Source organism: Micromonospora sp. NPDC005205 (genome assembly GCF_040608275.1).
GTDB lineage: Bacteria > Actinomycetota > Actinomycetes > Mycobacteriales > Micromonosporaceae > Micromonospora.
Genome location: NZ_JBEXHV010000016.1, coordinates 63728 through 89452 on the forward strand (window position 1 = coordinate 63728; position 25725 = coordinate 89452).

31 protein-coding genes and 1 pseudogene are annotated in these 25725 nt (G+C 70.7%); 16 read left to right on the forward strand and 16 right to left on the reverse strand.

The annotated features are described in order from the left end of the window. Positions 1–138: 138 nt before the first annotated feature. On the reverse strand, positions 139–555 hold the full coding sequence (locus ABZU43_RS25265; protein WP_355008944.1) for a CBS domain-containing protein: 417 nt from the start codon (positions 553–555) through the stop codon (positions 139–141). A 111-nt stretch (positions 556–666) separates the two neighbouring features. On the opposite strand from ABZU43_RS25265, the gene ABZU43_RS25270 reads away from it, so the two are divergent. Next, positions 667–1248 carry a nucleotidyltransferase family protein gene (locus ABZU43_RS25270; RefSeq protein WP_355008945.1) on the forward strand — a complete coding sequence of 194 codons (582 nt, stop codon included), beginning with the start codon at positions 667–669 and terminating at the stop codon, positions 1246–1248. Between the two features lie 150 nt (positions 1249–1398). Here ABZU43_RS25270 and ABZU43_RS25275 read toward each other — a convergent pair whose 3' ends face one another. From ABZU43_RS25275 to ABZU43_RS25290, 4 genes are all read right to left on the reverse strand, one after another. Further along, entirely contained in the window at positions 1399–1839 is a 441-nt protein-coding gene (locus ABZU43_RS25275) for a PPOX class F420-dependent oxidoreductase (protein WP_355009010.1), read from the reverse strand. Positions 1840–2005: 166 nt separating this feature from the next. After that, complete coding sequence (locus ABZU43_RS25280) at positions 2006–3031, reverse strand: aspartate-semialdehyde dehydrogenase (protein WP_355008946.1); 1026 nt, start codon at positions 3029–3031, stop codon at positions 2006–2008. Positions 3032–3243: 212 nt separating this feature from the next. Continuing rightward, positions 3244–4581 (reverse strand): pitrilysin family protein, encoded by a 1338-nt coding sequence (locus ABZU43_RS25285; RefSeq protein WP_355008947.1) that lies wholly within the window; start codon positions 4579–4581, stop codon positions 3244–3246. Next, positions 4578–5867, reverse strand: a complete 1290-nt coding sequence (locus tag ABZU43_RS25290) for a pitrilysin family protein (RefSeq protein WP_355008948.1) — start codon at positions 5865–5867, stop codon at positions 4578–4580. Before ABZU43_RS25290 ends, ABZU43_RS25285 begins: the two co-directional genes overlap by 4 nt. 102 nt (positions 5868–5969) lie before the next feature. Between ABZU43_RS25290 and ABZU43_RS25295 the strand changes: the two genes are divergently transcribed. Continuing rightward, positions 5970–6719, forward strand: a complete 750-nt coding sequence (locus ABZU43_RS25295; protein ID WP_355008949.1) for a phosphodiesterase — start codon at positions 5970–5972, stop codon at positions 6717–6719. Here the strand turns inward: ABZU43_RS25295 and ABZU43_RS25300 are convergent. Continuing rightward, on the reverse strand, positions 6686–6904 hold the full coding sequence (locus ABZU43_RS25300) for a hypothetical protein (protein WP_355008950.1): 219 nt from the start codon (positions 6902–6904) through the stop codon (positions 6686–6688). The two genes, ABZU43_RS25295 and ABZU43_RS25300, sit on opposite strands and share 34 nt — an antisense overlap. Positions 6905–7177: 273 nt before the next feature. On the opposite strand from ABZU43_RS25300, the gene ABZU43_RS25305 reads away from it, so the two are divergent. The 3 genes from ABZU43_RS25305 to ABZU43_RS25315 all read left to right on the forward strand — a co-directional run bounded on the left by ABZU43_RS25305 (position 7178) and on the right by ABZU43_RS25315 (position 9114). Further along, complete coding sequence (locus tag ABZU43_RS25305) at positions 7178–8272, forward strand: 3-deoxy-7-phosphoheptulonate synthase (protein ID WP_355009011.1); 1095 nt, start codon at positions 7178–7180, stop codon at positions 8270–8272. A 389-nt stretch (positions 8273–8661) separates the two neighbouring features. After that, positions 8662–8895, forward strand: coding sequence for a hypothetical protein (locus ABZU43_RS25310; RefSeq protein ID WP_355009012.1), 234 nt, complete (start codon positions 8662–8664; stop codon positions 8893–8895). Positions 8896–8919: 24 nt separating this feature from the next. After that, entirely contained in the window at positions 8920–9114 is a 195-nt protein-coding gene (locus ABZU43_RS25315; RefSeq protein WP_091405645.1) for a hypothetical protein, read from the forward strand. Positions 9115–9165: 51 nt separating this feature from the next. Here the strand turns inward: ABZU43_RS25315 and ABZU43_RS25320 are convergent, their stop codons facing one another. Genes ABZU43_RS25320 through ABZU43_RS25330 form a run of 3 tightly spaced genes read right to left on the reverse strand, consistent with a single transcriptional unit; the run spans position 9166 to position 10432 of the window. Further along, positions 9166–9702: a DUF1360 domain-containing protein gene (locus ABZU43_RS25320; RefSeq protein ID WP_355008951.1), complete on the reverse strand. Its 537-nt coding sequence runs from the start codon at positions 9700–9702 to the stop codon at positions 9166–9168. A 53-nt stretch (positions 9703–9755) separates the two neighbouring features. Further along, complete coding sequence (locus tag ABZU43_RS25325; protein WP_238678168.1) at positions 9756–10094, reverse strand: SRPBCC family protein; 339 nt, start codon at positions 10092–10094, stop codon at positions 9756–9758. Further along, positions 10094–10432, reverse strand: coding sequence for a DUF6158 family protein (locus ABZU43_RS25330; RefSeq protein WP_355008952.1), 339 nt, complete (start codon positions 10430–10432; stop codon positions 10094–10096). Before ABZU43_RS25330 ends, ABZU43_RS25325 begins: the two co-directional genes overlap by 1 nt. 134 nt (positions 10433–10566) lie before the next feature. Here ABZU43_RS25330 and ABZU43_RS25335 point away from each other — a divergent pair, with 134 nt between their 5' ends. Continuing rightward, positions 10567–10989, forward strand: a complete 423-nt coding sequence (locus ABZU43_RS25335; RefSeq protein WP_355008953.1) for a hypothetical protein — start codon at positions 10567–10569, stop codon at positions 10987–10989. Between the two features lie 25 nt (positions 10990–11014). Next, positions 11015–11347 (forward strand): DUF3817 domain-containing protein, encoded by a 333-nt coding sequence (locus ABZU43_RS25340; protein WP_355008954.1) that lies wholly within the window; start codon positions 11015–11017, stop codon positions 11345–11347. Positions 11348–11663: 316 nt separating this feature from the next. Here the strand turns inward: ABZU43_RS25340 and ABZU43_RS25345 are convergent, their stop codons facing one another. Continuing rightward, positions 11664–12185, reverse strand: coding sequence for a DUF6232 family protein (locus ABZU43_RS25345; protein ID WP_355008955.1), 522 nt, complete (start codon positions 12183–12185; stop codon positions 11664–11666). 501 nt (positions 12186–12686) lie between these two features. Here ABZU43_RS25345 and ABZU43_RS25350 point away from each other — a divergent pair. Further along, positions 12687–13664, forward strand: a complete 978-nt coding sequence (locus tag ABZU43_RS25350) for an NlpC/P60 family protein (RefSeq protein WP_355008956.1) — start codon at positions 12687–12689, stop codon at positions 13662–13664. 72 nt (positions 13665–13736) lie between these two features. On the opposite strand, the gene ABZU43_RS25355 is transcribed toward ABZU43_RS25350, so the two are convergent. From ABZU43_RS25355 to ABZU43_RS25370, 4 genes are all read right to left on the reverse strand, one after another. Beyond that, a complete protein-coding gene (locus tag ABZU43_RS25355; protein WP_355008957.1) occupies positions 13737–14726 on the reverse strand; it encodes a sigma-70 family RNA polymerase sigma factor in 990 nt (329 codons plus the stop codon). A gap of 384 nt (positions 14727–15110) precedes the next feature. After that, positions 15111–16052 carry an N-acetylmuramic acid 6-phosphate etherase gene (gene murQ / locus ABZU43_RS25360; protein ID WP_355008958.1) on the reverse strand — a complete coding sequence of 314 codons (942 nt, stop codon included), beginning with the start codon at positions 16050–16052 and terminating at the stop codon, positions 15111–15113. Continuing rightward, positions 16049–16963, reverse strand: coding sequence for a MurR/RpiR family transcriptional regulator (locus ABZU43_RS25365; protein ID WP_355008959.1), 915 nt, complete (start codon positions 16961–16963; stop codon positions 16049–16051). Before ABZU43_RS25365 ends, murQ begins: the two co-directional genes overlap by 4 nt. Before the next feature lie 75 nt (positions 16964–17038). Beyond that, the gene (locus ABZU43_RS25370; RefSeq protein WP_355008960.1) at positions 17039–18055 is read right to left on the reverse strand and encodes an NAD-dependent epimerase/dehydratase family protein; all 1017 of its coding nucleotides are present in this window, start codon (positions 18053–18055) and stop codon (positions 17039–17041) included. Positions 18056–18213: 158 nt separating this feature from the next. Between ABZU43_RS25370 and ABZU43_RS25375 the strand changes: the two genes are divergently transcribed. After that, complete coding sequence (locus tag ABZU43_RS25375; RefSeq protein ID WP_355008961.1) at positions 18214–18906, forward strand: SDR family NAD(P)-dependent oxidoreductase; 693 nt, start codon at positions 18214–18216, stop codon at positions 18904–18906. Here the strand turns inward: ABZU43_RS25375 and ABZU43_RS25380 are convergent. Further along, positions 18891–19559 carry a thymidylate kinase gene (locus tag ABZU43_RS25380; protein ID WP_355009013.1) on the reverse strand — a complete coding sequence of 223 codons (669 nt, stop codon included), beginning with the start codon at positions 19557–19559 and terminating at the stop codon, positions 18891–18893. The two genes, ABZU43_RS25375 and ABZU43_RS25380, sit on opposite strands and share 16 nt — an antisense overlap. 119 nt (positions 19560–19678) lie before the next feature. On the opposite strand from ABZU43_RS25380, the gene ABZU43_RS25385 reads away from it, so the two are divergent. From ABZU43_RS25385 to ABZU43_RS25405, 5 genes and pseudogenes are all read left to right on the forward strand, one after another. Next, positions 19679–20326 carry a nucleotidyltransferase gene (locus tag ABZU43_RS25385; RefSeq protein ID WP_355008962.1) on the forward strand — a complete coding sequence of 216 codons (648 nt, stop codon included), beginning with the start codon at positions 19679–19681 and terminating at the stop codon, positions 20324–20326. Beyond that, positions 20323–20598: a hypothetical protein gene (locus ABZU43_RS25390; protein WP_355008963.1), complete on the forward strand. Its 276-nt coding sequence runs from the start codon at positions 20323–20325 to the stop codon at positions 20596–20598. The genes ABZU43_RS25385 and ABZU43_RS25390 overlap by 4 nt, the downstream gene beginning before the upstream one ends. Before the next feature lie 10 nt (positions 20599–20608). Next, entirely contained in the window at positions 20609–21385 is a 777-nt protein-coding gene (locus ABZU43_RS25395) for a metallophosphoesterase (RefSeq protein WP_355008964.1), read from the forward strand. Further along, entirely contained in the window at positions 21376–21519 is a 144-nt protein-coding gene (locus ABZU43_RS25400; protein WP_007464364.1) for a GPGG-motif small membrane protein, read from the forward strand. The genes ABZU43_RS25395 and ABZU43_RS25400 overlap by 10 nt, the downstream gene beginning before the upstream one ends. Positions 21520–21695: 176 nt before the next feature. Then, positions 21696–22185 (forward strand): annotated as a pseudogene (locus ABZU43_RS25405) (TspO/MBR family protein). A 51-nt stretch (positions 22186–22236) separates the two neighbouring features. Here ABZU43_RS25405 and ABZU43_RS25410 read toward each other — a convergent pair. Beyond that, the gene (locus tag ABZU43_RS25410; protein WP_355008965.1) at positions 22237–23010 is read right to left on the reverse strand and encodes a peptidoglycan DD-metalloendopeptidase family protein; all 774 of its coding nucleotides are present in this window, start codon (positions 23008–23010) and stop codon (positions 22237–22239) included. Between the two features lie 250 nt (positions 23011–23260). Between ABZU43_RS25410 and ABZU43_RS25415 the strand changes: the two genes are divergently transcribed. Next, complete coding sequence (locus ABZU43_RS25415) at positions 23261–24607, forward strand: ABC transporter substrate-binding protein (protein ID WP_355008966.1); 1347 nt, start codon at positions 23261–23263, stop codon at positions 24605–24607. Positions 24608–24678: 71 nt separating this feature from the next. Next, positions 24679–25725, forward strand: coding sequence for a sugar ABC transporter permease (locus ABZU43_RS25420; protein WP_355008967.1), 1047 nt, complete (start codon positions 24679–24681; stop codon positions 25723–25725).

Consider the following 25725-nt stretch of genomic DNA (forward strand, 5'->3'; position numbering starts at 1 on the left):
GCCGGCGTGTTGCACGTCCCCGCACGGGTCCCCGCCGCTCCCCCGCTCAACCTCGCCCGATCCGGGTGAGCAGGGGGTCGAGACGCCACGCGCCGGCCCTCCCGGAAGGGAGAGCCGGCGCGCGCCGCGGCGGACGGGTCAGTTGTTCGGCTCGTCGGCGCTGATGTCGGCCAGGACCGACTGTGGTTCGCGCTCGACAGCGAGGTCACCCATCGACACCAGGCCGACCAGGCGCCCGTCGTCGATCACCGGAAGTCGGCGTACGGCGTACGTCCGCATCAGGTCCGCGGCGGCCACGGCATCGTCGTACTGACTCACCGTGATCACGTCGCGAGTGGTGATCTGGTTCAACCGGGTCGAGCCCGGGTCCATGTTCTCCGCGACGCCTCGGACCGTGATGTCCCGGTCCGTGACGATGCCGACCACACTGTCACCGTCGGTAACCACCACATCGCCGATCGCACTGTCACGCATCTCCTGCGCGGCTGCGATGAGTGTGTCGTTGCCGTCCATCGTCACCAACCGGGTCGTCATGAACTCTCCGACCGTTGTCATGGTGCTCCCCTCTCGGTGTCGGCACGGCCCGTCTACCCGCCGCCTGGGAGGGGGTAACGCCAACTGCCTGCCGGGCTCTCCGTGTGGGTGTCCGCTGCCTACCGTGGGCGCATGATGACGGGCGAGGAGGAGCTGCGGGATCTGGTCGCCGGCAGCAACTGGCTGACCCGGGCGCTGGCGGTGGTGCGTGATTCCGGGCTGCCGGACGCCTGGATCGGCGCTGGCGCACTGCGCGACCTGGTCTGGGGCGAGCGGTACGGCAACGGGTTCGACCCGGCGCGGGTCCGCGACGTTGACGTGGTCTTCTTCGACCCGGCGAGGCTGACCCGAGCCGACGACGACCGGGCCACCGCGTTGTTGAAGGGGATGTGGGCGCAGCCGCCGTGGGAGGCTCGCAACCAGGCGGCTGTGCACACCTGGTACGCGGCCACGTTCGGCGGCGACCCGATCGAGCCGTACCGCAGCGTGGCCGAGGCGGTCGCCACCTGGCCCGAGTACGCGACAGCGGTGGCCGTCCGCCTGGACCAGGCCGGCCGGCTGGACGTCTGCGCGCCGTATGGTCTGACGGATCTGCTGGGCGGGGTGTGGCGGCACAACCCGGCCCGGGTGGACGTGGCCCTGTCGCGGCAGCGGTTGGCCCGGCACCGGCCGGCGCAGCGTTGGCCCGGCGTGACAGTGATCGAGCCAGGCTGATCGACTGTGGCGGGCCAGCCTGGGCGGCAGGTCCGCCTGAGCGGCAGGTCCGCCTGAGCGGCAGGTCCGCCTGGGCGGCGGGTCAGCCTGGGCGGCGGGTCAGCCTGAGCGGCAGGTCCGCCTGGGCGGCGGGTCAGCCTGGGCGGCGGGTCAGCCTCGGGGCGGCATGCCGTAGAGCCGCTCGACGTGCAGGCGTAGCACGATCCGGCCCTCGTCGACCATGGCCTGGCGGTACTCGTCCCAGTCGGGGTGTTCGCCCCTCAGCCCCCGGTAAAGCGCCACCAACTCCTCGACCGTGTCGTCGTCGAGTTGGCTGGCCGGCGGAGTCAGCTCGGCGCGACCTTCGACCACCGCGTACGCCCAGCCGTCCTCGCTGCTGACGTGGAAGCTGGCGCGTGGGTCGCGGCGCAGGTTGGCGGTCTTGGCACGGCCGTCGGTGACCGAGACCCGGATCAGGCCCGCGTCCCGGTCGAAGGAGTAGACCACAGTTGACAGCTGTGGACGCCCGTCCCGCTTGATCGTGGCGAGCACGCCCATCGAGCGGCCAGCCACCAGATCGGTCAACGCCTGCTGGGTCCGGTCATCCGGCATGGTGTCCTCCAGGTTGGACGATCGTCTCCGACCCATCCAAGCACGACCTGCCGGCCCCTGCGGGCGACCACCTGGAACAGCAGGGCGACCACCCGGAACGGCACCGAGCCCTCGCCGACGTACGGCGGGGGCTCGGTGATTGTCCGATGTTCGGCGACCGTGCCGGTCAGCGGCGCTCGGCGGCGACCAGCTCGGCGAGTTGCACAGCGTTCAGCGCGGCACCCTTGCGCAGGTTGTCGTTGGAGCAGAACAGCGCCAGCCCGTACTCGACGGTCTCGTCGGCGCGGATCCGGCCCACGTAGGTCGGGTCCTGGCCGGCGGCCTGCAACGGCGTCGGGACGTCGGTCAGTGCCACCCCGGGCGCGTCGGCCAGCAGTTCGTGGGCGCGCTGCGGGGTGAGCGGCCTGGCGAAGCGGGCGTTGATCTGGAGCGAGTGCCCGGTGAAGACCGGCACCCGGACACAGGTGCCGGAGACCAACAGGTCGGGGATATCCAGGATCTTGCGGCTCTCGTTGCGGAGCTTCTGCTCCTCGTCGGTCTCGAACGAACCGTCGTCGACGATCGAACCGGCCAGCGGGAGGACGTTGAAGGCGATCGGCTGGGTGAACGAGCGCGGCGCGGGGAACTCCACGGCCGACCCGTCGAAGGCCAGCCCAGCGGCGTGCTCGGCCACCTTGCGGACCTGCTCGTCCAGCTCGGCGACGCCGGCCAGCCCGGCGCCGGAGACCGCCTGGTAGGTGGAGACGACCAGGCCGACGAGGCCAGCCTCGGCGTGCAACGGACGCAGCACCGGCATCGCGGCCATCGTGGTGCAGTTCGGGTTGGCGATGATGCCCTTGGGCCGGTCCAGGGCGGCGTGCGGGTTGACCTCGGCGACCACCAGCGGAACCTGCGGGTCCATCCGGAACGCCGACGAGTTGTCGATCACCACGGCCCCGGCCTCGGCGACCCGGGGGGCCAACTCCCGGGCGGTGCCCTTACCGGCCGAGAAGAGCACGATGTCCAGCTCGGAATAGTCCGCGGTCGCGGCGTCCTCGACTGTCACCTCGCCGTCGCGCCACGGCAGCGTACGCCCGGCGGACCGCGCCGAGGCGAACAACCGCACCTGCTCCGCTGGGAACTCCCGCTCCGCCAGCACCTGCCGCATCACGCCACCGACCTGGCCGGTGGCCCCCACAATGCCGATCCTCATGCCCGCGAGGCTACCGACCCCACCCCCGAAACCGGGACCCCTTTCCCACCCCCCCGGGTCCACCTCACACCGCGCCCCACCCCCTAGCCCCCATTCCCGCCCGCACCCCCGTCGATCATGAAGTTGTTGCCGCGACACACCGTGTCGAGTGACAACAACCTCATGATCAACCGGGTGGGGCAGGGCGCGGGGGCGGGGCGGGGCGGGCGGGGTTAGGGGAGGAGGTCTCCCAGGGCGGTGGCCTCCAGGTCGTCGCGGATCACTGCGGCGTCGCCCTCGATGACCAGGGTGAGAGCTTCCGGGTGCAGGTGGGTGGCTGCCGCCGCGGAGACCTGGTCCACGTCGGCGGAGAGCAGCGACTCGCGCAACCGCGCGTGGTAGTCGTCCGGCAGGTCGTGCACCACCAGGGTGGTCAGCGCGGAGGCGATCGCCCGAGGGCTCTGCAACTCGACCGAGAGCTGCCCGGCCCGCCAGGAGCGGGCCACCTCCAGCTCCTCCTCGGTCACCCCGGTGGCCTGGGTACGGGTGATCTCGCCCACCGCCTCGACCAGGGCCGGCGCGGTGACCGCCGTCTGCACGCCGGAGCTGACCGCGAACCGACCGAACCGCCGCGACGCGGCGAAGTCGCCCCGGATGCCGTAGGTGTAGCCGTGCACCTCCCGCAGCAGGTGGTTGAGTCGGGAGGTGAACGCCCCGCCGAGCACGGTGCCGGCGAGCGTCATCGGCACGTAGTCGGGGTGCGCCCGGTGCGGTGACGGGTGGCCCAGCCGCAGCGTGGACTGCACCGAGCCGGGCCGGTCCACCAGGATGATCCGGCGACCGCTGTGCAGCGGCACCTCGATGGAACCGCCGCGCTCGGCGGGGCCACCACCGGTGCCGGCGAACGCGGCGGCGGCCAGCGCGTCCAGGTCGATCCGGTCCAGGTCACCGGCGACGATCAGGGTGCCGGGGCGCAGGAACCACTCCGAGTGGAAGACCGTGACGTCCTCCACGTCCAACCCGGCGACCGACTCCGGGTCGCCGTGCATCGGCCGTCCCCAGCGGTTGTGGGCGCCGAACAGGTCGGCGCGCAGCGCGGCGTCGGCGCGCGGGCCGGGGTTGGCCCAGTCCATCCGGAGCGCTGTCGCCTCGTCGTCGCGGACCCGGCGTACGTCGGCGGGGTCGAGCTTCGGCGTCCGCACCGCCTCGGCGAGCAGTTCAACGGCGGCGCTCAGCCGGTCCACCGGGATCACCACGCTGGCCTGGAACGAGTCCCAGTCCAGACCGGTCGACAGAGCGGTGCCGAGCCCTTCGACGGCGAGCGCGTATGCGGCGGCGTCCCGCTGCGCGGTGCCCTCCTCCAACGCCTTGGCCAGCACGCCGGACAGACCCTCCTTGCCGACCGGCTCCTGGCCCGCGCCCACGTCGAGCAGCAGCAGGGCCACGGCGAGGTTCTGCCCCGGCAGGTGCGCGGCGACGACCTGACCACCGGCCGCGGCGCGGCGGACCACCGGCGGGAACCGGTACGGGCGGGCGGCGCCCGGGCCGGGACGGTCGGCGATCAGCGTCATGAGGTCTCCTCGGGCAGGTAGGACAGGGTCACCCGGTCGGTGGCGAGCACGTCGGCGGCGGCCTCGGCGATCTGCTCGGCGGTGACAGCGAGCAGGGCCGGCAACTGCTCGGCGATGCGGGCCGGGTCACCGAACTGCGTGGTGTACCGGCCGAGCAGGTCCGCGCGGCCGTCGACGGTGGACAGCTGACGCCACCACCCGGTGCTGAGCAACGCCTTGGCGCGATCCAGTTCGGCGGCGGTGACCGGCACTGTGGCCAACTCGTCGACGACCTCGGCCAGCCCTTCGGCCAGCCGCTCGGCGCTCACCCCGGGGCGGGCGGTGGCGGTGGCGATCAGCGGTGCGGGGGCGTGTGCGAGGTCCACCCCGTACGCCCCGACCAGGTCCGGTTGCGCGATCCGCTCGCCGTCGGCGAGGCGCTGGTAGAGCCGGCTGCCCCGGCCGCTGCCCAGGATGGTGGCGAGCACGGTGATCACGTTGTATCCGGGGGTGCCGAACGGGTAGCTGCGGTGGGCGATGTAGACCCGTGGCGCCGGCACGTCGGCGCTCACCGACTCGACGGCCGTCTGCCCGGTGGCGGGGACGGTGCGGCCGTCCGGTGCCGGCGGGATGTCGTCGCGGGCGGGCAGCGCGCCGAAGTACTTGTCGGCGAGCGCGAACACGTCGGAGGCGGTGGCGTCGCCGACCACTGTTAGCACGGCGTTGTTCGGCGCGTAGTAGGTCTGGTGGAACGCCTGGAAGGTGGCCAGGTCGGCGGCGTTCAGGTCGGCCATCGAGCCGATCGTCGCGTGGTGGTACGGGTGCCCCGGCGGGTAGAGAAGCGGCAGCAACCGCAGCCAGGCGTCGCCGTACGGCACGTTCTCGTAGCGCTGCCGGCGCTCGTTCTTCACCACGTCCCGCTGGTTGTCCAGCGTCTCCTGGGTGAGGGCGGGGACCAGGCCGCCCATCCGGTCAGCCTCCAACCAGAGCGCCAGCTCCAGGTGCTCGGCCGGGACCGTCTCGAAGTAGTTGGTCCGGTCCGGGTTGGTGGTGGCGTTGAGCGAGCCGCCGGAGCCCTGAATCAGCTTCATGTGCTCGGTCTTCGCCACGTTCACCGAGCCCTCGAACATCAGGTGCTCGAAGAGGTGGGCGAAACCGGTCTGCCCGGCCGGCTCATGTCGGGAGCCGACGTCGTACCAGAGGTTGACGGCCACTGCGGGCGCGGTGCGGTCCTCGCTCACCACCACGCGCAGGCCGTTGTCCAGTCGGGACGTCTGAATGGGCCAGGGGTAACCGCTGTCGGGCATGCCCCGACGCTATCCGATCTCGGAGGCGGAAAGGTGACGTGCCGTCGGTCGGCGAGCCGACCCGGGCGGCTTCGGAGCCGCCGCGCGGGGTACCGGAGAGCAATGACCGTCACCCCGCCTCCGTTCCGGTCCGCCGGCCGGGCCGCCACCGCCGTCGAACGCGCCAGCACCGCACTCGGCCGGCTGCGCCGCGGCCGGTTGCTGCATCCGGCCGGTCGCTCGTTCGTCGGCGAGACGGTGATCTGGGGTACGCCCGGACCGCCCACCGGGGTCGCGCTGCTGGATCAGCCCGGCCGGTACCGGACCACCATCCGGCTCTCCAAGGGGACGCCCACGCCCGGCAGTTGGCCCGACGTCCTGGGCCTCGCGCTGCGCCTGCACAGCGACGGCGGTCGGCCGTTCGATCTGCTGGTCAGCTCCAGCGGCGCCGCCCCGGTGCTGCGGAGCCTGCCGCTGCCGCGACGCCGCTTCACCGGCACGTACAGCACGATCACGTGCTACCGCGCGGGCCTGCGCCGCCTCTGGCTGGCCGCGCTGGCCGACCCCGACTCGGCCGACCTCGGTCGCAGCCTGGCCGCGGCGTCCGCCGCGACCCGGACGGACACCCCGCGCCTGGTGCTCGCGGTCGCGTCGGCGGTGGGGCCCTGGCGACTGGTCGGGCAGGTCAGCCTCGGCGCCCAGCTCAGCGCCGAGGAGGACGGGGCGCTCGCGTTCGACCCGGTGCGCAACCTGCCACCCGAACTGCGGGTGGCAGGTCCGCTGGCCTGGCTGCGTGACCAGACCTACCGGGGGTCGCGCCGGGCACGCGGGGCGACCGCTCAGTCCGGCGGTTCGACCGCCACCACTGTCTGATCCGAGGTACGACGCTCCAGCACCGTGTCCGGAGCGGCGTTCTGGTCAGCGGTGCGGATGTCCGACTCGGCGAGGATGGCCTCCGCCTGCGCCTCCGGGTCGTCGCTGCCCACCGCCTCCTCCTCGGGCAGGAGGTGGTGCGCGCGGGACTCCACCCGGTCCTGATCGCTCTGCTCGTGTGTCATGGCACCCCTGTTACCCCGACCGCGTCCCCGGCACGCGATCTTCACCCCGCATCTTGGGACGACAGCACGGGGGAAGGCGTCCGGTCGGGTACGCTGGCCCGGTGACGCGTTCCTATCGATGGTTTAGGCAGCCGGCTCGCACGCCGGTGACTTCACCATGAACTGATGTCACCACGGACCGAGCCGGCTGGGCAGGAGCTGTCGTTCCTGCCCTTTTGCGTACGAGCAGCCGGCTCGTCCCGGGCACCGGCCCCGGGCACGGTCGGCGAAAGGATGCCCACCGTGACGACCCCGGAGACCGATCGGGTCAGCGATCAGCGGATCGACCGTGTCGTGCCGCTGACCACGCCCGCCCTGCTGCACCACGAGTTGCCCCTGGACGCCCCGCTCGCGGCGGCCGTGTTGACCGGCCGCCGCGCGGTCGGTCGCGTGCTGGACCGCGAGGACGACCGCCTGCTGGTGGTGGTCGGTCCCTGCTCGGTGCACGACCCGGCCGCCGCCCTGGACTACGCGCAGCGTCTGCGGACGGCAGCCGACCGGCTCGCCGACGACCTGCTGATCGTCATGCGGGTCTACTTCGAGAAGCCGCGCTCCACCGTCGGTTGGAAGGGCCTGATCAACGATCCCGGCCTGGACGGCAGCGGGGACGTCAACACCGGTCTGCGGCTGGCCCGGGCGCTGCTGCTCGACGTGCTCCGCCTCGGCCTTCCGGTGGGTTGCGAGTTCCTGGACCCGATCACCCCGCAGTACATCGCGGACACGGTGGGCTGGGGCGCGATCGGTGCCCGCACGGTGGAGAGCCAGGTGCACCGCCAGCTCGCCTCCGGCCTGTCCATGCCGATCGGCATGAAGAACCGCCCGGACGGCAGCATCGGCACGGCCGTGGACGCGATCCGCGCCGCCGGAGTGCCACACGTCTTCCCCGGCATCGACTTCTCCGGCACCCCGGCGATCATGCACACCCGGGGCAACACCGACGGGCACCTCGTGTTGCGCGGTGGGGGCGGCCGACCCAACTACGACGCCGAGTCGGTCGCCGGGGCACTCGACCTGCTCCGCGCCGCCGACCTGCCGGAGCGGCTGGTGATCGACGCGAGTCACGCCAACAGCGGCAAGGACCACCGTAACCAGCCGCTGGTGGCCGCGGACGTGGCCGCCCAACTGGCCGCCGGTCAGCGCGGGATCACCGGCGTGATGCTGGAGTCGTTCCTGCTGCCCGGCCGGCAGGAGCTCGACCCGACCCGGACGCTGGAGTACGGGCGGTCGGTCACCGACGCCTGCCTGGGTTGGGACGACACCGCCGAGGTGCTCGACCACCTCGCCTCGGCCGTGCGGGCCCGTCGGGCCACAGTGCCCACGACGGTGTGACCGCCGACACCACGACCGGCGGAACACGAACGGGGGTCGGCTCGTTGACTGGGGTGTCGGTGTGTCCAGTGTCCCCGGGCCTCACCTAAATAGCCTTCGCGGAATACCGTCCGGCTGGAGCCGCGTAGTGCCACTCGCCGAGAGGCGACCTGCACACCGACACCAGCGCCGCCCCCGGCCCACAAGGCCGGGGGCGGCGCTGTCGCTCTGCCCGCCCCCGCCCCCGCTCTGCTTTGTGTCTCCCTTTGCTCTGCACCCCTCCGTGCACCACGCACGGCGCGTGACCGTCGCATCGGCGGGTGCAGAGCAAAGGAAGGGTTGCGGGGCCGTCGGCCCACGCGCGCAGGCCAGCCGACGGGGTGACGTTTGACCGATTCCGCCCCGGGTAGCTGATCGACGTGACCGACGACTCACCACTGGCCGACGAGCCGGACACCCGGGCACTCGACGACCTGCTCGACGGCATCTTCCGGGGCCAGGAGCGGGTTGAGCAGGCGGAGATCTACCGTCAGGCGGTGGCCGCAGAACTCCCGCCGGAGCTGCTCGCCCGCATAGACGCGCTCCCCGAGGGTGAGTACGCGGTGGACGAGGCCAGTGACCTGCTGGGCGGCTCGGTCGGCTGAGCGACCGCGGAAGGGGACACCGACATGACGCACCACGAGGACCACGACGAGAAGGTGCCGGCGCTGGGTCAGCCCCCGAAGGGCAGGGACACCACGCCCGAGCCGGACTTCGCCAACGAGCACGACCGCACGGCGGTGGATCGGGACATCATCACCGGAGCGGACGAGGACGAACGGGAACCGGAGTCGCCGCACGGTTGGTCCGGCATGCAGCGCTGACGGCGTACGAAAAGGGGGGCCGGCGCAGGCCGGCCCCCCTTTTTTGGCTTTTCAGTCGTCGTGCCCACCCTCGGCGGCCTGCTGCGCCGTCGCGTACGCCATCTGGAGGAAGTCGGACGCGGCGACCGCCGTCAGCGCTGTCGCCACCAGGCGGGTGAGCCGGGGCGCGAGGACCAGGCCGCCGGTCAGCCCGGTAGCCACCCAGACCGCCAGGCAGAACGGGCAGCTCAGCAGCTCGCCGATGGCATGCCGGGTGGGGCTGCCCGAGTCGCGGACCTGCTCCATCACCTCGCCGCTGCCGATCGGGCGGTCGTAACGGGTGAAGGGTGCCCGCAACGGGCTGGTCACCGCGTCCTTGGACAGCAACCGGCTCAGCTTGTGCGTGGCGATGGAGAGCAGCACCACGTCGGACGGCGCGGGACGCTCCGGCACCGGCCGGCCCGTCGCCTTGACCAGGCCGGCGAGAGCCCCGGTCACCCCGGCGTAGGCGCCCATCGCCACCAGATAGCCGCCGAGCGGCCGGTGCTCATGCGGCGCGTACGCCCGGCGCAGCCGGGCCGCCTTCTGCCGCAGGCCAGTGTCGCTCACCCGATCTCCTCACGTGTCGTGGTGGTGCGGGAACGGCGTCGCGCGTGGCCGACTCAGCCGGCCTGGAGGTTGTCGGCGACCTCGCGTGCCAGGTTGGTGAGCGCCTCGTCGGCCAGCTGGTCCGGGCCGGGCCCGCCGGACCCGTCGGCCAGGTCCAGCTGGATCCGCGCGCCACCGGAATCGGCCGGCTCCACCCGGATCTCCGCAGACCAGTCGTCGGCGTCGCCGTCGCCCCAGCGGGCGCGCAGCTCCTCGCCGCTGATCTCCGCGGCGGGGCTGCCGTCGCCGCGCAGCGGCTCCGGCAGCCAGGCCGAGGCACGGTCGGGGTCGGTGGCTGTGCTGAAGACCACCTCGGGTGGCGCGGACATGCCGCGCACGGCGCGCGCCGGCATCACGCGTCCCGCAGGCGGCTGGGATCGACCTCGCGACCCGGGTGTCGGGCCAGGTACTCGGTCTCCAGCTCCGCCGTGCGCCGGAGGTGGTTCGCGAGTGCGGAGTCGGCAGCGTGCCGCAGGGTGTCCAGGCGGGTTCGGTGCAGGCTGTGCATCTCGCGGATCAGGTCCTCGTCGGAAAGCTCCGTCGGGTCGATGCCGAGCAGGTCGCCGTCGAGGCCGGGAGCGCCGGACGGGTCGGCGAGCTGATCGCCGCCCCACTCGGGCACCCGCTGCTCCGGGCTCGTATCCGCGCTGCCGCTGGACGCAAAGCCGTCCTCACGTACCGATCCGGTCATGATCGCCCCCCTTGATCTCGTTTGGGCTGGCGTCTAAACGATTGCCCAGGCGCGGTGATGCCAAACCAGGCCGGCGAGGCGATGACTACGACACGGTGTCGGAGACCGCTGGCGTCCCCGGTACCCTCAATGCCATGAGGCGGCTCTGGACCCCGGCGTGGATCGCACGCCACGTGGCCATGGTCGTGCTGGTCGTGGGCTTCCTGGGGCTGGGCTGGTGGCAGATCAGCCGGGCCACCGCCGGCAACAGCCTGAGCTGGGGGTACGCGGTCGAGTGGCCGATCTTCGCCGGCTTCGTGGTCTACGTCTGGTGGCGTGAGGTTAAGCTGGCCCGCCGCAGGGCGGCGGAGGCCAACGCGCCACCCGCGGATCCGGCCGTCGAGCCGGCGCCGGCGGTCACCACCGGGTCCCGACCGGGGGTACGCCGCCCGGTGCGGGTGTCCCGGGTGCCCGCCACCGGCGACGTCGTCGAGGACAACGACCTGGCTGCCTACAACCACTACCTGTCATGGTTGAACGCCAATCCGGGCGCCCGGCCCGGCGACTATCCCGGCTGAGCCGGGTTCGGAAGGACGGACGAAGGTGGGCGCTGCCCTTACCCGGTACCGAGTGATCGCCTGGATCGTGGGCGTGGTGCTGATCCTGCTGGTCGTGGTCGGCATGCCACTCAAGTACGCGTTCGACAATCCGGTCGTCGTGGAGACGATCGGGCCGGCGCACGGCTTCCTCTACATGATCTACCTGGTGGCCGCGTTCGACCTGAGCCGCCGAGCCGACTGGCCGCTGAAGCGGATGCTGCTGGTGATGCTGGCGGGCACGGTGCCGTTCGTCTCGTTCTACGCCGAGCGCCGGGTCAGCGCCTGGGTGGCCGCACCGCAGGAGGAACGGACTCCGGAGCCCGTCCTCCCAGGCTGACGGTGAGCGGGCGTGAAGATTGGTTGCACCGACCTTCACGCCCCTCGGCGGGGTGATTCTTCGTCACGACATTCTCGTGCTGGCATGGCTGGGCGCGGCGAAACCACCGCATCGGCGCGGCCACGCCACGGTGAAACGAGTCGATACCCGCAGCGCGCTCAACATACTGAGCCGATCTTCCGGCGCCCATAACCAAGATCAGCGAGTTCACACCCGATGCGTCAACGACCGAAACACGGCCGGCTGGGGCGTAAGGGTCTGCACTGCCCAGAATGGTCAGCCCGTCAGAGGGCCGCCTGGGGCCGGTTGCGCCGCATCAGCGGTTGGGCCGCCACGGGTCCGCTTCGGCGATCGGGTCGACCCAACTGCCGTAGCGGTTGACCTCCCGGGCCCGGAGCAGCGACCGGGTGACCTGGCCGAACTGCCGTTCGTCGTCGGCGCTGAACAGCAGCACCTCCGAGCCTTGGTACCACCCCCACAGTTCGTGTGGCGGTGGGCGCCAGCGATCGCCGACCAGGGCGAGAGCGGCCGGGAGCAGGAACACGGCGCCGAGAATCAGGTACGCCCCGGCGGTGAGGCGGTGCAGACCGCCGGTGAAGCCGAGAAGCACCCCCACACCACCGAGCATGCTGGCGGTGATGACCACGGCCCGGACGGCGATCCGGTCGTGCGGACCCCGGGTGGTACGCAGATGGGTCAGGTCGGCGACCCGGTAACTGCTCCGACCGATGGTGAACCGGTCGACGGTCACGATGATGCCGGGTCGCGCGTACAGCAGGGTCGACCGGGCGCCCGGCACCGTTCGCGGCGGTCGCGTCTTTGCGCCTTCACGATTCACGGTTCCTCCCGAAGGGGACGGTTGGCCGAGTGGGCCCGCTGGCGACAGTCATCGCTGCCTGCCGACGGGATTCCCGGCTCCGGACTTCATTGTGTTGCGGCACCGCCAGTCGACCTGGACATTTACCGGGTCACGACAGCTCGCCACGACTGGGTGAGATCGCCGATAAACCGCATCCATTTCAGCTTTTATCGGTTATGGCGACCAGGAATCCGGCGGCATAAGCCCGGAACGACGAAAGTCACATATCTGTCAGTACGCCGTGAAAAGGGCGATGTTGCCTCGTTCACAGGTGTCATCAGCCACGATGGCGCCACCCAGCCCACCGACCCGACCCGCAACTCTCCCAACTTTCGCCCCTGCTTCAACTGCGAGTCACATCCGTCCCGGGTTAGGTTGGGCGAGCCGGTCCGGCCCAGTGCCGTCCGCCCGGGTGGCCCCGGCCGGTGTCGTCGAGGGCGTCAGCAGCCCCGGCGGCCGTGGGAGAGGGGCCTTCCGCTCTTGTCATCCCTGAGAAATCTGCTGCGCACCGTGGCGCTGGTCGGCATGTCGGCCGCGCTGATCGCACCGACGGCGGTGGCCCAGGCCGAGCCGTCCCCCGCCGACCTGACCCGCCGGATCGAGACGTCCTCGGCCGAGTTGGAGCGGGTCGTCGAGTCGTACAACAAGTTGCGTGAGGAGATCAAGACAAACGAGGCCGCCGTGGCCCGATTACAGACCCGCATCGGCCCGCTCGAACAGCAGGTCGAGCAGAGCCGGGCGGACGTGGCCGAAATCGCCTCCACGGCGTACAAGAGTGGCGGTCTGCGCACCGCGGACGCCCTGCTGCGCGCGGGTGGCTCGGCTGCGCTGCTGGACCGGCTCGGCACGATCGAGCAGTTGACCCGCCAGCGGCAGGAGCGCATCTCCGGCTTCACCACCGACCAGCGGCGGCTGCTCGACGAGAAGGCCCGCCTGGGCACGACCTTGACCCGGCAGGCCGCACAGGCCCGTCAGCTCGCCACGGCCAAGAAGCAGATCGAACAGGACCTGGCCAAGCTGTACGAGCTGCGCCGGCAGGCGTACGGGGCCGCCACTGAGCGACCCGAGCCCAAGGCAGCGACGACCGAGGCCAGGAACGTGCCCGCCGTGTCCGGTGCTGCCGGAACAGCGGTGCGTTACGCATTCGGGGCGATCGGCAAGCCGTACAAGTGGGCGGGCGAAGGGCCGGACGGCTACGACTGCTCCGGGCTGACCCTGGCGTCCTGGCGGGCGGCCGGCAAGTCGCTGCCGCACAGCGCCCGGATGCAGTGGAGCGCTGTCGCCCACATCGGCCGGGGGGAGCTACGCCCCGGCGACCTGATCTTCTACAGCGGGCTCGGGCACGTCGCCCTCTACGTCGGCGACGGTCAGGTGATCGACGCGCCCAGCGCCGGTCGCAACGTGCTCAAGCGTGGCATGAACATGATGTCCATCCACGGTTACGGCCGGGTCCGCTAACCACTGTCAATGACGGCGAACGGCCGGCGTCCCCCTATCGGACGCCGGCCGTTCGCCGTCATTACTACCAGGTCAGGCCGCCTGCAGCCCCTCCGCCCGGGCCAGCTCACGGAGCCGGCCGAGGGCCTGGATCTCCAGTTGCCGGATCCGCTCGCGGGACAGCGAGAACCGGGAGGCGACCTCGGTGAGCGAGTGCTCCCGACCGTCCTCCAGCCCGTAGCGGGCCCGCATGATGCCGGCCGACCGGTCGTCGAGGTGGTTGAGCAGCCCCTCGATGCGCTGCCGCTCCAGACCGCTGAGGACGATGTCCTCCGGCGACGGCGCGTCACTGTCGGCGACCAGGTCGCCGAGGCTGGTGTCGCCGTCGTCGCCGACCGGGGTGTCCAGCGAAACGGTGTCCTGCGACCAGCGGCGCAACTCGTTCACCCGCTCGACGGTGACGCCGAGGGATGCCGCGATCTGCTCCGGCTCCGGGTCGCTGCCCAACTCACGGGTCAGCTGCCGGGCCACGTTGCGCATCCGGTTGACGTCCTCCACCAGGTGCACTGGCAGACGGACGGTGCGCTCCTGCTGGGCGATCGCCCGGCTGATCGCCTGGCGAATCCACCAGGTGGCGTAGGTGGAGAACTTGTAGCCGCGCTCGTAGTCGAACTTCTCGACCGCCCGGACGAGGCCGGTGTTGCCCTCCTGGATCAGGTCCAGCATGGGCATGCCGGAGCGCACGTAGCGCCGGGCGATCGACACGACCAGTCGGAGGTTGGCGCGGATGAAGAGGTCCTTCGCCCGCTCGCCCTCGACGACCAGCCACTCCAGGTCGGCCCGGTCGACACCGGCGCGGACGGTCTCCTCGCCGAGCAGGTGCTCAGCGTAGAGGCCGGCCTCGATCGCCTTGGAGAGCTCTACCTCCCGGGCGGCGTCCAGCAGTGGCGTCCGGGAGATCTCGTGCAGGTAGACGCCCACCAGGTCGCGTTCCTCGGCGACCTGATCGGTTCGCATGCCGATGTTCTTGTCCACGTTGCCCACGGTCCCCTCGCTCGCGCCGGTTGCCCGGTTCCTTGCCATTCCCCACACCTGTCAGCCCCTGGTAACTTCTGCTGTGCCCATCGGTGCTGACACCTACACAACAGATGAGACGTGTCGGGGATTCCTCGTCGTGAGTCGAAAGTGTCACGAATGCCTGAGTAGTAGCTGAGAGCACGATCCATGTTTGCTGTCAGCACCCCATCGGGTGGCTCGCCACTGGGCACCACGTACGGGTTTACCGCACCATGGCAACACCACCCGCCGTGGGGGCACAGCGACCCGGGTCACCACCGGGATGCGATCCTGGTCACTGCCAGATACGCACCGGTGAGCCGGTCGGTTCATTCACGGGGGTGTTATTACCCTCCGGCCAGATGAACAATCCGAGGGCCCGTTCGCTTCCCGGGGGACGGGACGGGGGTGCTATGAGGCGAGCAGGGCGAGGGCGCCGCGCACCTGGTCGGCCGAGCGGGCCAGCGCGGCCCGGGCAGCGTCGATCTCGGCACCCGAGACGAGGGCGACGAGCGCCGTCTTCAGGTCCCCGTCGGCCTCGGTGAGGGCCTGCTGGGAAAGCTCCTCCGAGCAACCGGTGGCCTCGACCAGAATCGAGATCATTCGTCCGCGAAGTTTCGCGTTGGTGGCCACCATATCGATCATGAGGTTCGAGTAGACCCGGCCCAGACGCACCATGACGGCGGTCGAGAACGTGTTGAGCACCAGTTTCTGCGCTGTGCCCGCCTTCATCCGGGTCGACCCGGTGACCACCTCGGGTCCGGTGTCCACCCCGATGAACACGTCGACCGACCGGGCGGCCTCCGCCTCCGGATTGGCGCAGAGCAGCACCGTCGAGGCGCCCTTGGCGCGGGCTGCGGACAGCGCCCCGAGGACGTACGGGGTGCGCCCGCTGGCCGCCAGACCGACCACCAGGTCCCCGGCCCGTACACAACTGGCCGATTCGACCGCGCCGCCCCGGTCGTCGTCCTCGGCGTCCTCGACGGCCCGCCACATGGCGTCCGGGCCTCCCGCGAGGTGTGCGCAGAACCAGTGTCGGGGCGAGTTGAAGGTGGGGGCCAGTTCGGCCGCGTCGAGCACGCCCAGGCGGCCGGAGGTGCCGGCCCCGAAGTAGTGCACCCGGTGACCGCCGCGTAGCGCCGCGACAGCCAGGTCGACGGTGGTGGCGATCTCGTCGAGCACAGCGGCGACCGCTGCGGGCACCCGCCGGTCCGCCTCGTTGATCACGGTGAGCACGTCCCGGGTCGACATCAGGTCGAGGTCGACGCTGAGCGGGTTACGTCGTTCGGTGGGGGCACCCACCCGGACCGTGGGGCGAGCGGGCCGTGCGGGCATCTCCGCACCGGCCGTCATGCCCGCCTCCGGTTGGCACCCACCCGGTGCGACTGGACCGCCTCGGCGGTCGCCTCCAGGGCCTTGCGGGCCCGGGCGCGGTTGCGGGCGGCCACTCCGACGAAGAGGCAGTCGACCACTGTGAGCTGGGCCAGCCGGCTGGCCGTCGCGCCGGAGCGGTAGGTGGTCTCCCGGGCCGCCGTGGTCAACACGAAGTCCGCCACGTCGGTGATCGGCGAGCGCGGGAAGTTGGTCAGCGCCACTGTCACGGCACCGCGGGTACGGGCCTGCTCCAGCACCTCGATCACGTCGGAGGTGGTGCCGGTGTGCGAGATGCCGATCGCCACGTCTCCCCGGCCCAGGAGGGCGGCCGACGTCAGCGCGGTGTGCACGTCCGGGAAGTAGAAGGCGATCCGGCCGATGCGGTGCAGCTTCTGCTGGAAGTCCGAGGCGACGAACCCGCTGGCGCCGGCCCCGTAGATGTCGATCCGAGCGGCACCGCTGATCGCCTCGACCACCTGCTCGCAGACGGCGGGGTCGAGTTGCTCGGCGGTCTCCTCGACGGCGCGGGCGTCGTTGAACGCGATGGTGGCGATGATCTGGGCGAGGTCGGCACCGGGCGGGATGTCACCGCCGACGACGCGGGCGTCCGGTGGTTCGATCCGGCGGGCGGCCTCGGCGGCGAGGCGGATGCGCAGTTGGGGGTAACCGTCCATGCCCACCGAACGGCAGAACCGGATGACCGTCGCCTCGGAAGTCTCGGCTGCGGTGGCGAGGTCGGTGATTGTCCGCCGGGCGGCGGCCGCCGGGTCGGAGACGACCAGCCGAGCGACCCGCTGCTCGGCGGGCGACAGCGATGGCAACAGCCCGCTGATGTGGACGATCAGCCCACCGGGCTCGTGACTCGCAGAAATCTTCGGACTCTTCGCCACGGATGAAACTTACTTTCACCAAGCGTGAGCGTCAACTATGACTGTCCGACGTGGGGGAAACTTCGATCGCCGGGATCACCGGTCCCGCACAGCCTGCCACTTCCCCAGGATCGCCGCCTCATCCGCCGGGTCTAGTCCACCCTGCCGGACGGCCGCCGGGTGTGCGGCCATCCACGACGCTGTCGCCCGAACGGTATCGGCCAGCGGACGGACGGTCAGACCGGCGTCCAGGGCCGGTCGGACGTCCCGGTCCATCAGGCCGGCGGTCTCCGGCAGTCGCACCCAGAGCGGCAGCGCCCGCTCCCCCGACCACTCGCGTACGTCGTGGGACAGCAGGAACTCCTGGTCGACCCAGGTGAGGGCCGGATCGGGGACGCCCAGCCCGGCGGCCACCCCGGCCAACAGGTCGGCCCGGGACATCGCCGGACCGGAGCCGTCGTACGTGCCGCCGAGGCCGGTGCCGGCGGCGTACAGCAACCAACGCGCCAGATCGGCGACGTCCACGAACTGCACCCGATCGGTCGGGCGCCCGGGGGCCAGCACCTCGCCACCGGCCGACAGCCGCCGCACCCAGTACGGGAAACGGTCGCTCGGATCCTCCGCGCCGACGATCAGCCCCGCCCGGCAGATGAACGAACGGTCCACGCCCACTCGCTCCCGGACCAGCTCCTCGATGCTCACCTTGCACTCGCCGTACCAGCGGTGGTCCGGGCCGATGGGACCGTCCACGTCCGGCGGGGCGGGCGCCAGGATCGGCGCGTCCGCAGCGGTCTGACCCGGGGTGGTGTAATCCGCGTACACCGAGATCGTCGACACGAATGACCAGTGGCCGACATGGTCGGCGAGCGCGGCGAGCGCGTGCCGGGCGTGGCTGATCTGGCGGGTCACGTCGACCACGGCGTCGAAGCCCGCGGCGGCGAGCGGGACGAGCGACTCGGGATCATCCCGGTCGGCCGCCACGAACCGCGCCCCGGCCGGCACCGCGCCGGACACGCCCCGGGCCGCGCAGGTCACCTCGTGACCCTGTTCGACGGCGAGCTGCGCCGTGGCCCGACCGAGGAACCTGGTACCACCGAGAATGAGGATCCGCATCCGCCGATCCTGCGCCCCCGAGGTCCGGACATCCCAGCCAATCTGCCGACGGCAGACCGCGATCATGAAGTTGTTGCCCCTCGGATCGGCGTGTCACCGCAACAACTTCATGATCGACGGAAGGGCTTGAAGGGGGCGGGGGCACTAGCGTGGGGCTTATGGGACAGGGCAGCGTTCTGGTGACCGGGGGTTTCGGAGGGCTCGGCGGGGCGGTCGTCACCGCGTTCGTCGAGGCGGGCTGGCGGGTGGTCGTACCCGAGCGGAAAGCCCGGCCCGGGTCGGAGCCGGCGGTGGCCGGACTGGTCCGCGTGGTCGCGGACCTGGGCGAGCCGGCGGGCGCGGCGCAGGCGGTCGAGGCCGCGGCCGGCGACCCGGCGGCGCCGCTGCGCGCGGTGGTCAACCTCGTCGGTGGGTACGCCAGCGGCGGGTTGGTGCACGAGACCCCGGTCGAGGAGTTCGAGCGGATGCTCACGGTCAACCTGCGGCCGACCTATCTGGTCACCCAGTCCGCGCTCCCGCACCTGGTGGCGTCCGGCGGCGGCGCGGTGGTCTGCGTCTCGGCTCGCGCGGCGGTCACCCCGTTCCGCGGCGCGGCCGGCTACTCGACGGCCAAGGCGGCGGTGCTGGCCTTCGCCAACGCGGTAGCTGTGGAGTACCGCTCGCAGAACGTGCGCTGCAACACGGTGCTGCCCAGCGTCATCGACACCCCGGCGAACCGGGCGGCCCAGCCCGACGCCGACCATTCCCGCTGGGTCACCCCGGCCGAGATCGCGCCGGTGATCCGGTTCCTCGCGTCGGCGGACTCCGCACCGACCAGCGGCGCCACGGTGCCGGTCTACGGGCGGGCCTGAGCCACCACCGGGCCGAGGTCCTCTCCGCCCGGGGCGGACGGCGGTAGCCAGGTCTCCAGGTGCGCCTGGATCTGCTCGGTCACCTCCTCGGCCGGGCGGCCCGCGTCCACCAGCACGAAGCTGGGGTACTCGGGCAGTGCCCGGTAGGCGGTGTCTGCGGCGGTCAACCACCCCATCGTCTCGTGGTCGGTGCCGCGTTCCTCGATACGCCGGTACGCCTCCGCCGGGTCGACGGCGAGCAGGAAGGTCACCTGCGGGGTCGGGAACAGCCGGTAGCCGGCCCGGGCGAGCCGCTCCCAGCGCTGCCCGCCGTGCGCCCGGATGCTCGCGTACTGGCAGGCCGAGTAGCGGTCCATGACCGCCGTCCGGCCGGTGAGCAGGCAGCTGATCAGGGCGATGGCGATGGCCAGCCAGCGCAGTACCGACTCCACGGCCAGCACACCGTCGCGACCGACGAGCCGCTGCGCGTCCGGCCGACCGAGGCGTTGGGCGATCCGACCGAGCCAGCGGCGGCCGCTGGCGTTGCGGCGGTAGGTGGCGGGGCGCCCGGCGGCGGTCAGCGCGTCGGCCAGCCGGTGCGCCTGCGTGGTCTTACCCGAACCGTCGATCCCGATCAGGGCGACGGTGCGCAATCGGGCCTTGCGTCGTCGCATCCCCGATGATCTGGCCACCCTCCACAGGTTATCCGACCCACGCACATGGTCCGCGAGGTTTGTGGTGCTTCATCCCTGTTGACGCCCGACCGAGACACCAGCAGGTGTGGACGACCGGAATGCCGGGTACCGGAGTTCGAAATCCAACCGCCGGTCCACCAACACGACGACGGAGGAACCAGATGGCTGAGCGCGGAGACGAGAGTCTGGTGCACACCCTCAAGAAGGTCGCCGCCGTGCTCAAGCAGTCCGAGATTCCGTTCGCCCTGGGCGGCAGCTTCGCGGTCTACGCTCACGGGGGGCACTCCAGCGATCACGACGTCGACTTCCTGATCCGGGAGGCCGACGTGGAAGAGGCACTGGAGGCCCTGGTGGCCGCCGGTTTCGTCGCGGAGCGTCCGCCGGAGGACTGGCTGGTGAAGGTCTTCGACGACGGCCGGATGGTGGACCTGATCCACCGGCCGATCGAGACTCCGGTCACCGAGGAGACGTTCGCCGACACCGTCGTCCGACCGGTGGACGCGATTCGCATGCCGGTGCTGTCCGCGACCCAGCTGATGGTGCACAAACTGCTCAGCTTCTCCCAGCACTACTGCGACTTCGCCCGCGGTCTGCCGCTGGCCCGCTCACTGCGGGAGCAGATCGACTGGGAACGGGTACGCAAGGAGACGCAGCACTCGCCGTACGCCGAGGCGTTCCTGGTGCTGCTGGACCGGCTGGAGGTGGTGTCGGCCGCCGGCACCCAGCCAGGAGAGGGGACATCGTGACCCACCATCGGGACATCGACACCGGGCCACCCGACGAGTACGTCGAGGCGGAGATCCAACGGCTGCTCGTCGAGGACCCCGCGGTCGCCGAACAGGGAATCACAGTGGTTCGACGGGAACGCGCCCTCGTGCTCTACGGCGAGGTGGAGAGTCCGCACCGACGGGACGAGATCCTGCGTCGGGTGTCCGAGCGCTTCCCGGACGTGCCGGTCACCAGCGACATCGGGGTGATCCGCGCCCAAGCGCCCACGGAGATCGAGCAACTGCCCTGAGGGAGGTTCCATGGTGATCCGGATTGCCGCTGTGGGCGACGTGCATCTGGACAAGGACGTGGTCGGCCGGTTCCGACCGGCGCTGGAGGAACTGCCGGAGTGCGCCGACGTGCTGCTGTTGGCCGGGGACCTGACCCGGCACGGCACCGAGGCCGAGGCGCGCTGCGTGGCAGAGGAGTTCGGCGGCTTGGCCGTACCGGTGGTGACAGTGCTCGGCAACCACGACCACCAGTGTGACCAGGTGCCACAGGTGGTCAAGGTGCTCCAGGACGCGGGCATTACGGTGCTGGAGGGCAACGGCGTCGTGCTGGACTGCGCGGGTGGCCGGCTCGGCATCGCCGGCGTCAAGGGCTTCGGCGGCGGGTTCGCCGGGCGGTGCGCCAGCGACTTCGGCGAGCCGGAGATGAAGGCCTTCGTACGGACCACCACCGAGAGCGCCGACCGTCTCGGTGCGGCGCTGCGCTCGCTGGACTGCGACATGCTGGTCGCGCTCACCCACTACTCGCCGGTGCCGGACACGCTGGCCGGCGAGCCGTTGGAGATCTACCCCTTCCTGGGGTCGTACCAGCTGGGGCAGGCGATCGACTCGGCGCCCACGGCGCTGGCCGTGCACGGGCACGCGCACGCCGGCACCGAGCGCGGCACGACCCCCGGCGGGGTACGCGTCCGCAACGTCGCGCACCCGGTGATCAAGCAGGCGTACAGCGTCTTTCACGTTGGCGATCAACTCGACACCGACCAGGTTTCCCCGATCGGCCAGTCGGGTAGTCAGAGGTCATGGAGCTGATTCTCTGGATTCTCGCAGTCGTACTCGTGGTCGCCGGCATCCTCGCGCTGTTCCGCCGGCAGATCCTGTGGGGCATCGTCCTCATCGTCGTCGGGCTGTTGGTCGGCCCGGGTGGTGTCAGCATCTTCAATTAGCGCTCGTACCTCTAACACCGGGACCCGTCGGGGTCGCCGCGACCGGAGCTTCGTCCTCCCGACAGAAGCACCGGCCGCGGCGATCCCGGCGCTTTTTTGTGGCTGCCGGCCCGGTGAACCGCCCTTCCGCTCGGCGGTTTGAGCCGACCCCGAGGGGAAATATCTCGACCATGGAGATGTCTCAGGACGCGCCGGCTACCTCCGGGCGGCGGGCGTGGTTCGCCCTCGCCGGTTTCGCGGCGGCGGTCTTCGTCGCGGCCGCGATCGGCGGCCTGGGCGTGCAGGGCACCACCGGGGAGTACGCGAACCTGCGGCAGCCCGGTTGGGCCCCGCCCTCGTGGCTCTTCGGCCCGGTCTGGTCATTTCTCTACGCGCTGATCGCGGTGGCCGGCTGGCTGGTCTGGCGCCGGGTCGGCTTCTCCCCCCGCCCTCTGGGCGTGGACCGCTCAACTGGTGCTCAACGCGATCTGGACCCCGCTGTTCTTCGGCGCCGGGCAGTACGGTCTCGCGTTCGCCGAGATCGTGCTGATGTGGCTGGCGATCGGCCTGACCGTGGTGCTGTTCGCCCGGGTGTCCCGGGTGGCGACGGCGCTGCTGCTGCCGTACTGGGCCTGGGTCACCTTCGCCGCCGCGTTGAACCTGGCGATCTGGCAGCTCAACAACTGACCGCACGGTCCCCGGCGGCGACGCCCGCCGGGGACCGTGACAGTCACCGGGTCAGCAGCGGGGCACGCCCGGGATGTAGCCGTCGGAGCCGGTGTACACGTACGCGTCGGCGATGTAGCGGCCGGAGCCGATCCGGTCCCAGATCGAGCTGGTGCCGTACGTGCCGGTGACCGTGGTGCCACTGGTCTGGCAGGCGATCGTCACCCGGGTGCCGTCGGCGACGGTGCCCACCGAGGCGTACCCGGTGCCGGGGCCGGAGCGGACGGTCAGCGGCGTGCCGCTGGTGTCGACGGTGCCGTTGCCGCCGCCCGAGGAGCACCCGTTGTTACTGGTGTAGCTCTTGGTGCCCCAGTACAGCGCGAGGCTGCCGTTGAAGCGGACCTGGATGTCGGCGCCGTTGAGGCGCTGCTCGTAGTGCAGGTGGGGGCCTGTCGATCCGCCGGTGCTGCCGACCCAGCCGATCACCTTGCCGTACCCGACCGTCTGCCCGACGGAGACGTTGAAGCCGCTGAGGTGGGCGTAGTACGTGCTGTAACCGCCCCCGTGGTTGATTCGGACGTACTTGCCGTAGCTGGTGCCGCCGAGGTCGGTCACCCGGTCGACGGTGCCGGGGGCGCTCGCCACCACCGGGTCGCCCTGGTCGTCGGTGCGGTTGAAGTCGACGGCGTACGCCGGGCTGTGGTCCGACCGGGTCTGCCCGGACCAGGACTGCCCGCACGGGAACGGCACCCTGAAGGTCGGCGCGGCCAGGGCCGGGGTCGCCGGCACCAGCGCTCCCCCGACGAGGAGACCCGTCACCAACAGGCTGATCCACCGCTTTCGCATACAGCTCCTCCTATGTCGAAAACCTTCGATGCGGTGAGGCTAGCCTGACAGATATCGTCAATCTTCGAAAGAGTCCTCAGCTTGTCCCGGACGCGCGCCCACCAGGCAGCCCGCAGGTTTCCGGATTGTTACTCGCTCGTGTCTGACAGGGGGTGGACCGGGCCGGATGCAAGCGCTTACATGTGTGCACGCCCAATCGGACCGGCGACGGGTCACCAGCACGACCGCGCCGGCTAGGAAGGAGGACGGCATGGCGGTCTTTACCAGACCACGCCAGGCCTTCGTGATCGCCGGTGTAGTCGGGCTGGCGCTCAGCGCCACCGCCTGCGGTACCGGCGACGACAAGAAGAGCAGCAAAGCGGGTTCCGCGGAGTGCGCCGCATACGACAAGTACGAGGGCCACGACGGCAAGAAGGTCTCCATCTACGCGTCCATCCGTGACGCCGAGGCCGACCTGCTCAGGAACTCCTGGAAGTCGTTCGAGGACTGCACCGGCATCGAGATCGACTACGAGGGCAGCGGCGAGTTCGAGGCGCAGCTCCCCGTCCGGGTCGACGGTGGCAACGCCCCCGACATCGCCTTCGTGCCGCAGCCGGGCCTGGTGAAGCGTTTCGCGGACGCCGGCAAGCTGAAGTCCCTCAGCGCCGACACCAAGGCCCTCGCCGAGCAGAACATGCCGGCCGACTGGCTGAAGTACGGCACCGTGAACGGGACGCTCTACGGCGTACCGCTCGGCGCCAACGTGAAGTCCTTCGTCTGGTACTCGCCGAAGACGTTCAAGGAGAAGGGCTGGGAGGTTCCGACCACCTGGGACCAGCTCATCGCCCTGAGCGACAAGATCGCCGCCAGCGGCATCAAGCCGTGGTGCGCGGGCGTCGAGTCCGGTGACGCCACCGGCTGGCCGGCCACCGACTGGATCGAGGACGTGGTCCTGCGTACGCAGGGTCCCGAGGTCTACGACCAGTGGACCACCCACGCCATCCCGTTCAACGACCCGAAGATCGTCGACGCGGTCGACCGCGCCGGCAGCATCCTCAAGAACGAGAAGTACGTCAACGGCGGCTTCGGCGGGGTCAAGAGCATCACCACCACCGCCTTCCAGGAGGCGGGCCTGCCGGTGACCACCGGCAAGTGCGCGATGCACCGACAGGCGTCGTTCTACGCCAACCAGTTCCCCGAGGGCACCAAGGTGGCCGAGGACGGCGACGCCTTCGCCTTCTACTTCCCGGCCATCGACCCGGCCAAGGGCAAGCCGGTGCTGGGCGCAGGCGAGTTCGTCGTCGGCTACGCCGACCGTCCCGAGGTCCAGGCCGTGCAGACCTACCTCGTCTCGGCGGAGTACGTGAACAGCCGCGCGAAGCTCGGCAACTGGGTCACGGCGAACAACAAGCTGGACATCGCCAATGTCGCCAGCCCGATCGACAAGCTCTCCGTCCAGATCCTCCAGGACAAGACGGGCACCTTCCGCTTCGACGGATCCGACCTGATGCCGGCCGCCGTCGGCGCGGGAACGTTCTGGAAGGGCATGGTCGAGTGGCTGAACGGCAAGGCGACCGCCCCGGTGCTCCAGGGCATCGAGAGCAGCTGGCCTAAGTAATCCCCGGCGGTGGCCCGGTCCGCTGACGCGGGCCGGGCCACCGGCCGCGGTGGACCCGGAAGGGAGGGTTGATGGAGTTCGACTTCGCCGATCAGCAGCCGAAGCTCCTCATGCTGATGTACGGGCTGGTCGCCTTCGTGCTGGTGGTGGGTGGTCTCCTACTGCTGCTCGACGTGGTGCCGGCCTGGTTCGCCCGGCGACGGGAGGCGCAGCTCGTCGCTGCCTCGGTTAGTGGTGCTCCACTTCCCCGTCGACCCAAGCAGCGGGAGGGGATCTTCGCGCTCTTCTTCCTGCTGCCGACGCTGCTGCTGCTCACCATCGGTCTGGTCGTGCCGGCCATCCGCACCGTGCTGCTCTCCCTGATGAACAGGACCAGCACGGAGTGGGTGGGGTTGGACAACTTCGGCTGGATGTTCTCCGACGACGCGATCGTCCGGGTCCTGATCAACACCCTGATCTGGGTGCTCCTGGTCCCGCTGGTAGCGACCGGTTTCGGCCTGATCTACGCCGTACTGGTGGACAAGGCCCGCTTCGAGTCCGTGGCCAAGTCACTGATCTTCCTGCCGATGGCCATCTCCTTCGTCGGCGCCAGCATCATCTGGAAGTTCGTCTACGCCTACCGAGGTGAGGGCGACCAGATCGGTCTGCTCAACCAGATCGTGGTCAGCCTGGGCGGTGAGCCCAAGCAGTGGCTGCTCGAATCGCCGCTGAACACGCTGCTGCTGATCGTCATCATGGTCTGGATCCAGGCCGGCTTCGCCATGGTGGTGCTCTCCGCCGCGATCAAGGCGATCCCCGGCGACATCGTCGAGGCCGCCCGGCTCGACGGGGTCAGCCCGTGGCAGATGTTCTGGCAGATCACCATGCCGAGCATCCGACCGGCGCTGATCGTCGTGATGGTGACCCTCACGATCGCCACGCTCAAGGTCTTCGACATCGTCCGGACCTCGACGAACGGCAACTACGACACCAGCGTGATCGCCAACGAGATGTACAACCAGGCGTTCCGGTACAGCGAGAACGGGCGGGGTTCCGCGCTCGCGGTCTTCCTCTTCCTCCTGGTCATCCCGGTCGTGATCTACCAGATCCGTAACCTCCGTCAACAGCGGGAGGGCTGA

What these genes read in the sequence shown, in the direction of transcription:
- ABZU43_RS25265 (WP_355008944.1), bottom strand. Translation starts at nt 555, where the DNA reads ATGACAACGGTCGGAGAGTTCATGACGACCCGGTTGGTGACGATGGAC.
- ABZU43_RS25270 (WP_355008945.1), top strand. Translation starts at nt 667, where the DNA reads ATGATGACGGGCGAGGAGGAGCTGCGGGATCTGGTCGCCGGCAGCAAC.
- ABZU43_RS25275 (WP_355009010.1), bottom strand. Translation starts at nt 1,839, where the DNA reads ATGCCGGATGACCGGACCCAGCAGGCGTTGACCGATCTGGTGGCTGGC.
- ABZU43_RS25280 (WP_355008946.1), bottom strand. Translation starts at nt 3,031, where the DNA reads ATGAGGATCGGCATTGTGGGGGCCACCGGCCAGGTCGGTGGCGTGATG.
- ABZU43_RS25285 (WP_355008947.1), bottom strand. Translation starts at nt 4,581, where the DNA reads ATGACGCTGATCGCCGACCGTCCCGGCCCGGGCGCCGCCCGCCCGTAC.
- ABZU43_RS25290 (WP_355008948.1), bottom strand. Translation starts at nt 5,867, where the DNA reads ATGCCCGACAGCGGTTACCCCTGGCCCATTCAGACGTCCCGACTGGAC.
- ABZU43_RS25295 (WP_355008949.1), top strand. Translation starts at nt 5,970, where the DNA reads ATGACCGTCACCCCGCCTCCGTTCCGGTCCGCCGGCCGGGCCGCCACC.
- ABZU43_RS25300 (WP_355008950.1), bottom strand. Translation starts at nt 6,904, where the DNA reads ATGACACACGAGCAGAGCGATCAGGACCGGGTGGAGTCCCGCGCGCAC.
- ABZU43_RS25305 (WP_355009011.1), top strand. Translation starts at nt 7,178, where the DNA reads ATGCCCACCGTGACGACCCCGGAGACCGATCGGGTCAGCGATCAGCGG.
- ABZU43_RS25315 (WP_091405645.1), top strand. Translation starts at nt 8,920, where the DNA reads ATGACGCACCACGAGGACCACGACGAGAAGGTGCCGGCGCTGGGTCAG.
- ABZU43_RS25325 (WP_238678168.1), bottom strand. Translation starts at nt 10,094, where the DNA reads ATGCCGGCGCGCGCCGTGCGCGGCATGTCCGCGCCACCCGAGGTGGTC.
- ABZU43_RS25330 (WP_355008952.1), bottom strand. Translation starts at nt 10,432, where the DNA reads ATGACCGGATCGGTACGTGAGGACGGCTTTGCGTCCAGCGGCAGCGCG.
- ABZU43_RS25335 (WP_355008953.1), top strand. Translation starts at nt 10,567, where the DNA reads ATGAGGCGGCTCTGGACCCCGGCGTGGATCGCACGCCACGTGGCCATG.
- ABZU43_RS25355 (WP_355008957.1), bottom strand. Translation starts at nt 14,726, where the DNA reads ATGGCAAGGAACCGGGCAACCGGCGCGAGCGAGGGGACCGTGGGCAAC.
- murQ (WP_355008958.1), bottom strand. Translation starts at nt 16,052, where the DNA reads ATGACGGCCGGTGCGGAGATGCCCGCACGGCCCGCTCGCCCCACGGTC.
- ABZU43_RS25370 (WP_355008960.1), bottom strand. Translation starts at nt 18,055, where the DNA reads ATGCGGATCCTCATTCTCGGTGGTACCAGGTTCCTCGGTCGGGCCACG.
- ABZU43_RS25375 (WP_355008961.1), top strand. Translation starts at nt 18,214, where the DNA reads ATGGGACAGGGCAGCGTTCTGGTGACCGGGGGTTTCGGAGGGCTCGGC.
- ABZU43_RS25380 (WP_355009013.1), bottom strand. Translation starts at nt 19,559, where the DNA reads ATGCGACGACGCAAGGCCCGATTGCGCACCGTCGCCCTGATCGGGATC.
- ABZU43_RS25385 (WP_355008962.1), top strand. Translation starts at nt 19,679, where the DNA reads ATGCCGGGTACCGGAGTTCGAAATCCAACCGCCGGTCCACCAACACGA.
- ABZU43_RS25395 (WP_355008964.1), top strand. Translation starts at nt 20,609, where the DNA reads ATGGTGATCCGGATTGCCGCTGTGGGCGACGTGCATCTGGACAAGGAC.
- ABZU43_RS25400 (WP_007464364.1), top strand. Translation starts at nt 21,376, where the DNA reads ATGGAGCTGATTCTCTGGATTCTCGCAGTCGTACTCGTGGTCGCCGGC.
- ABZU43_RS25410 (WP_355008965.1), bottom strand. Translation starts at nt 23,010, where the DNA reads ATGCGAAAGCGGTGGATCAGCCTGTTGGTGACGGGTCTCCTCGTCGGG.
- ABZU43_RS25415 (WP_355008966.1), top strand. Translation starts at nt 23,261, where the DNA reads ATGGCGGTCTTTACCAGACCACGCCAGGCCTTCGTGATCGCCGGTGTA.
- ABZU43_RS25420 (WP_355008967.1), top strand. Translation starts at nt 24,679, where the DNA reads ATGGAGTTCGACTTCGCCGATCAGCAGCCGAAGCTCCTCATGCTGATG.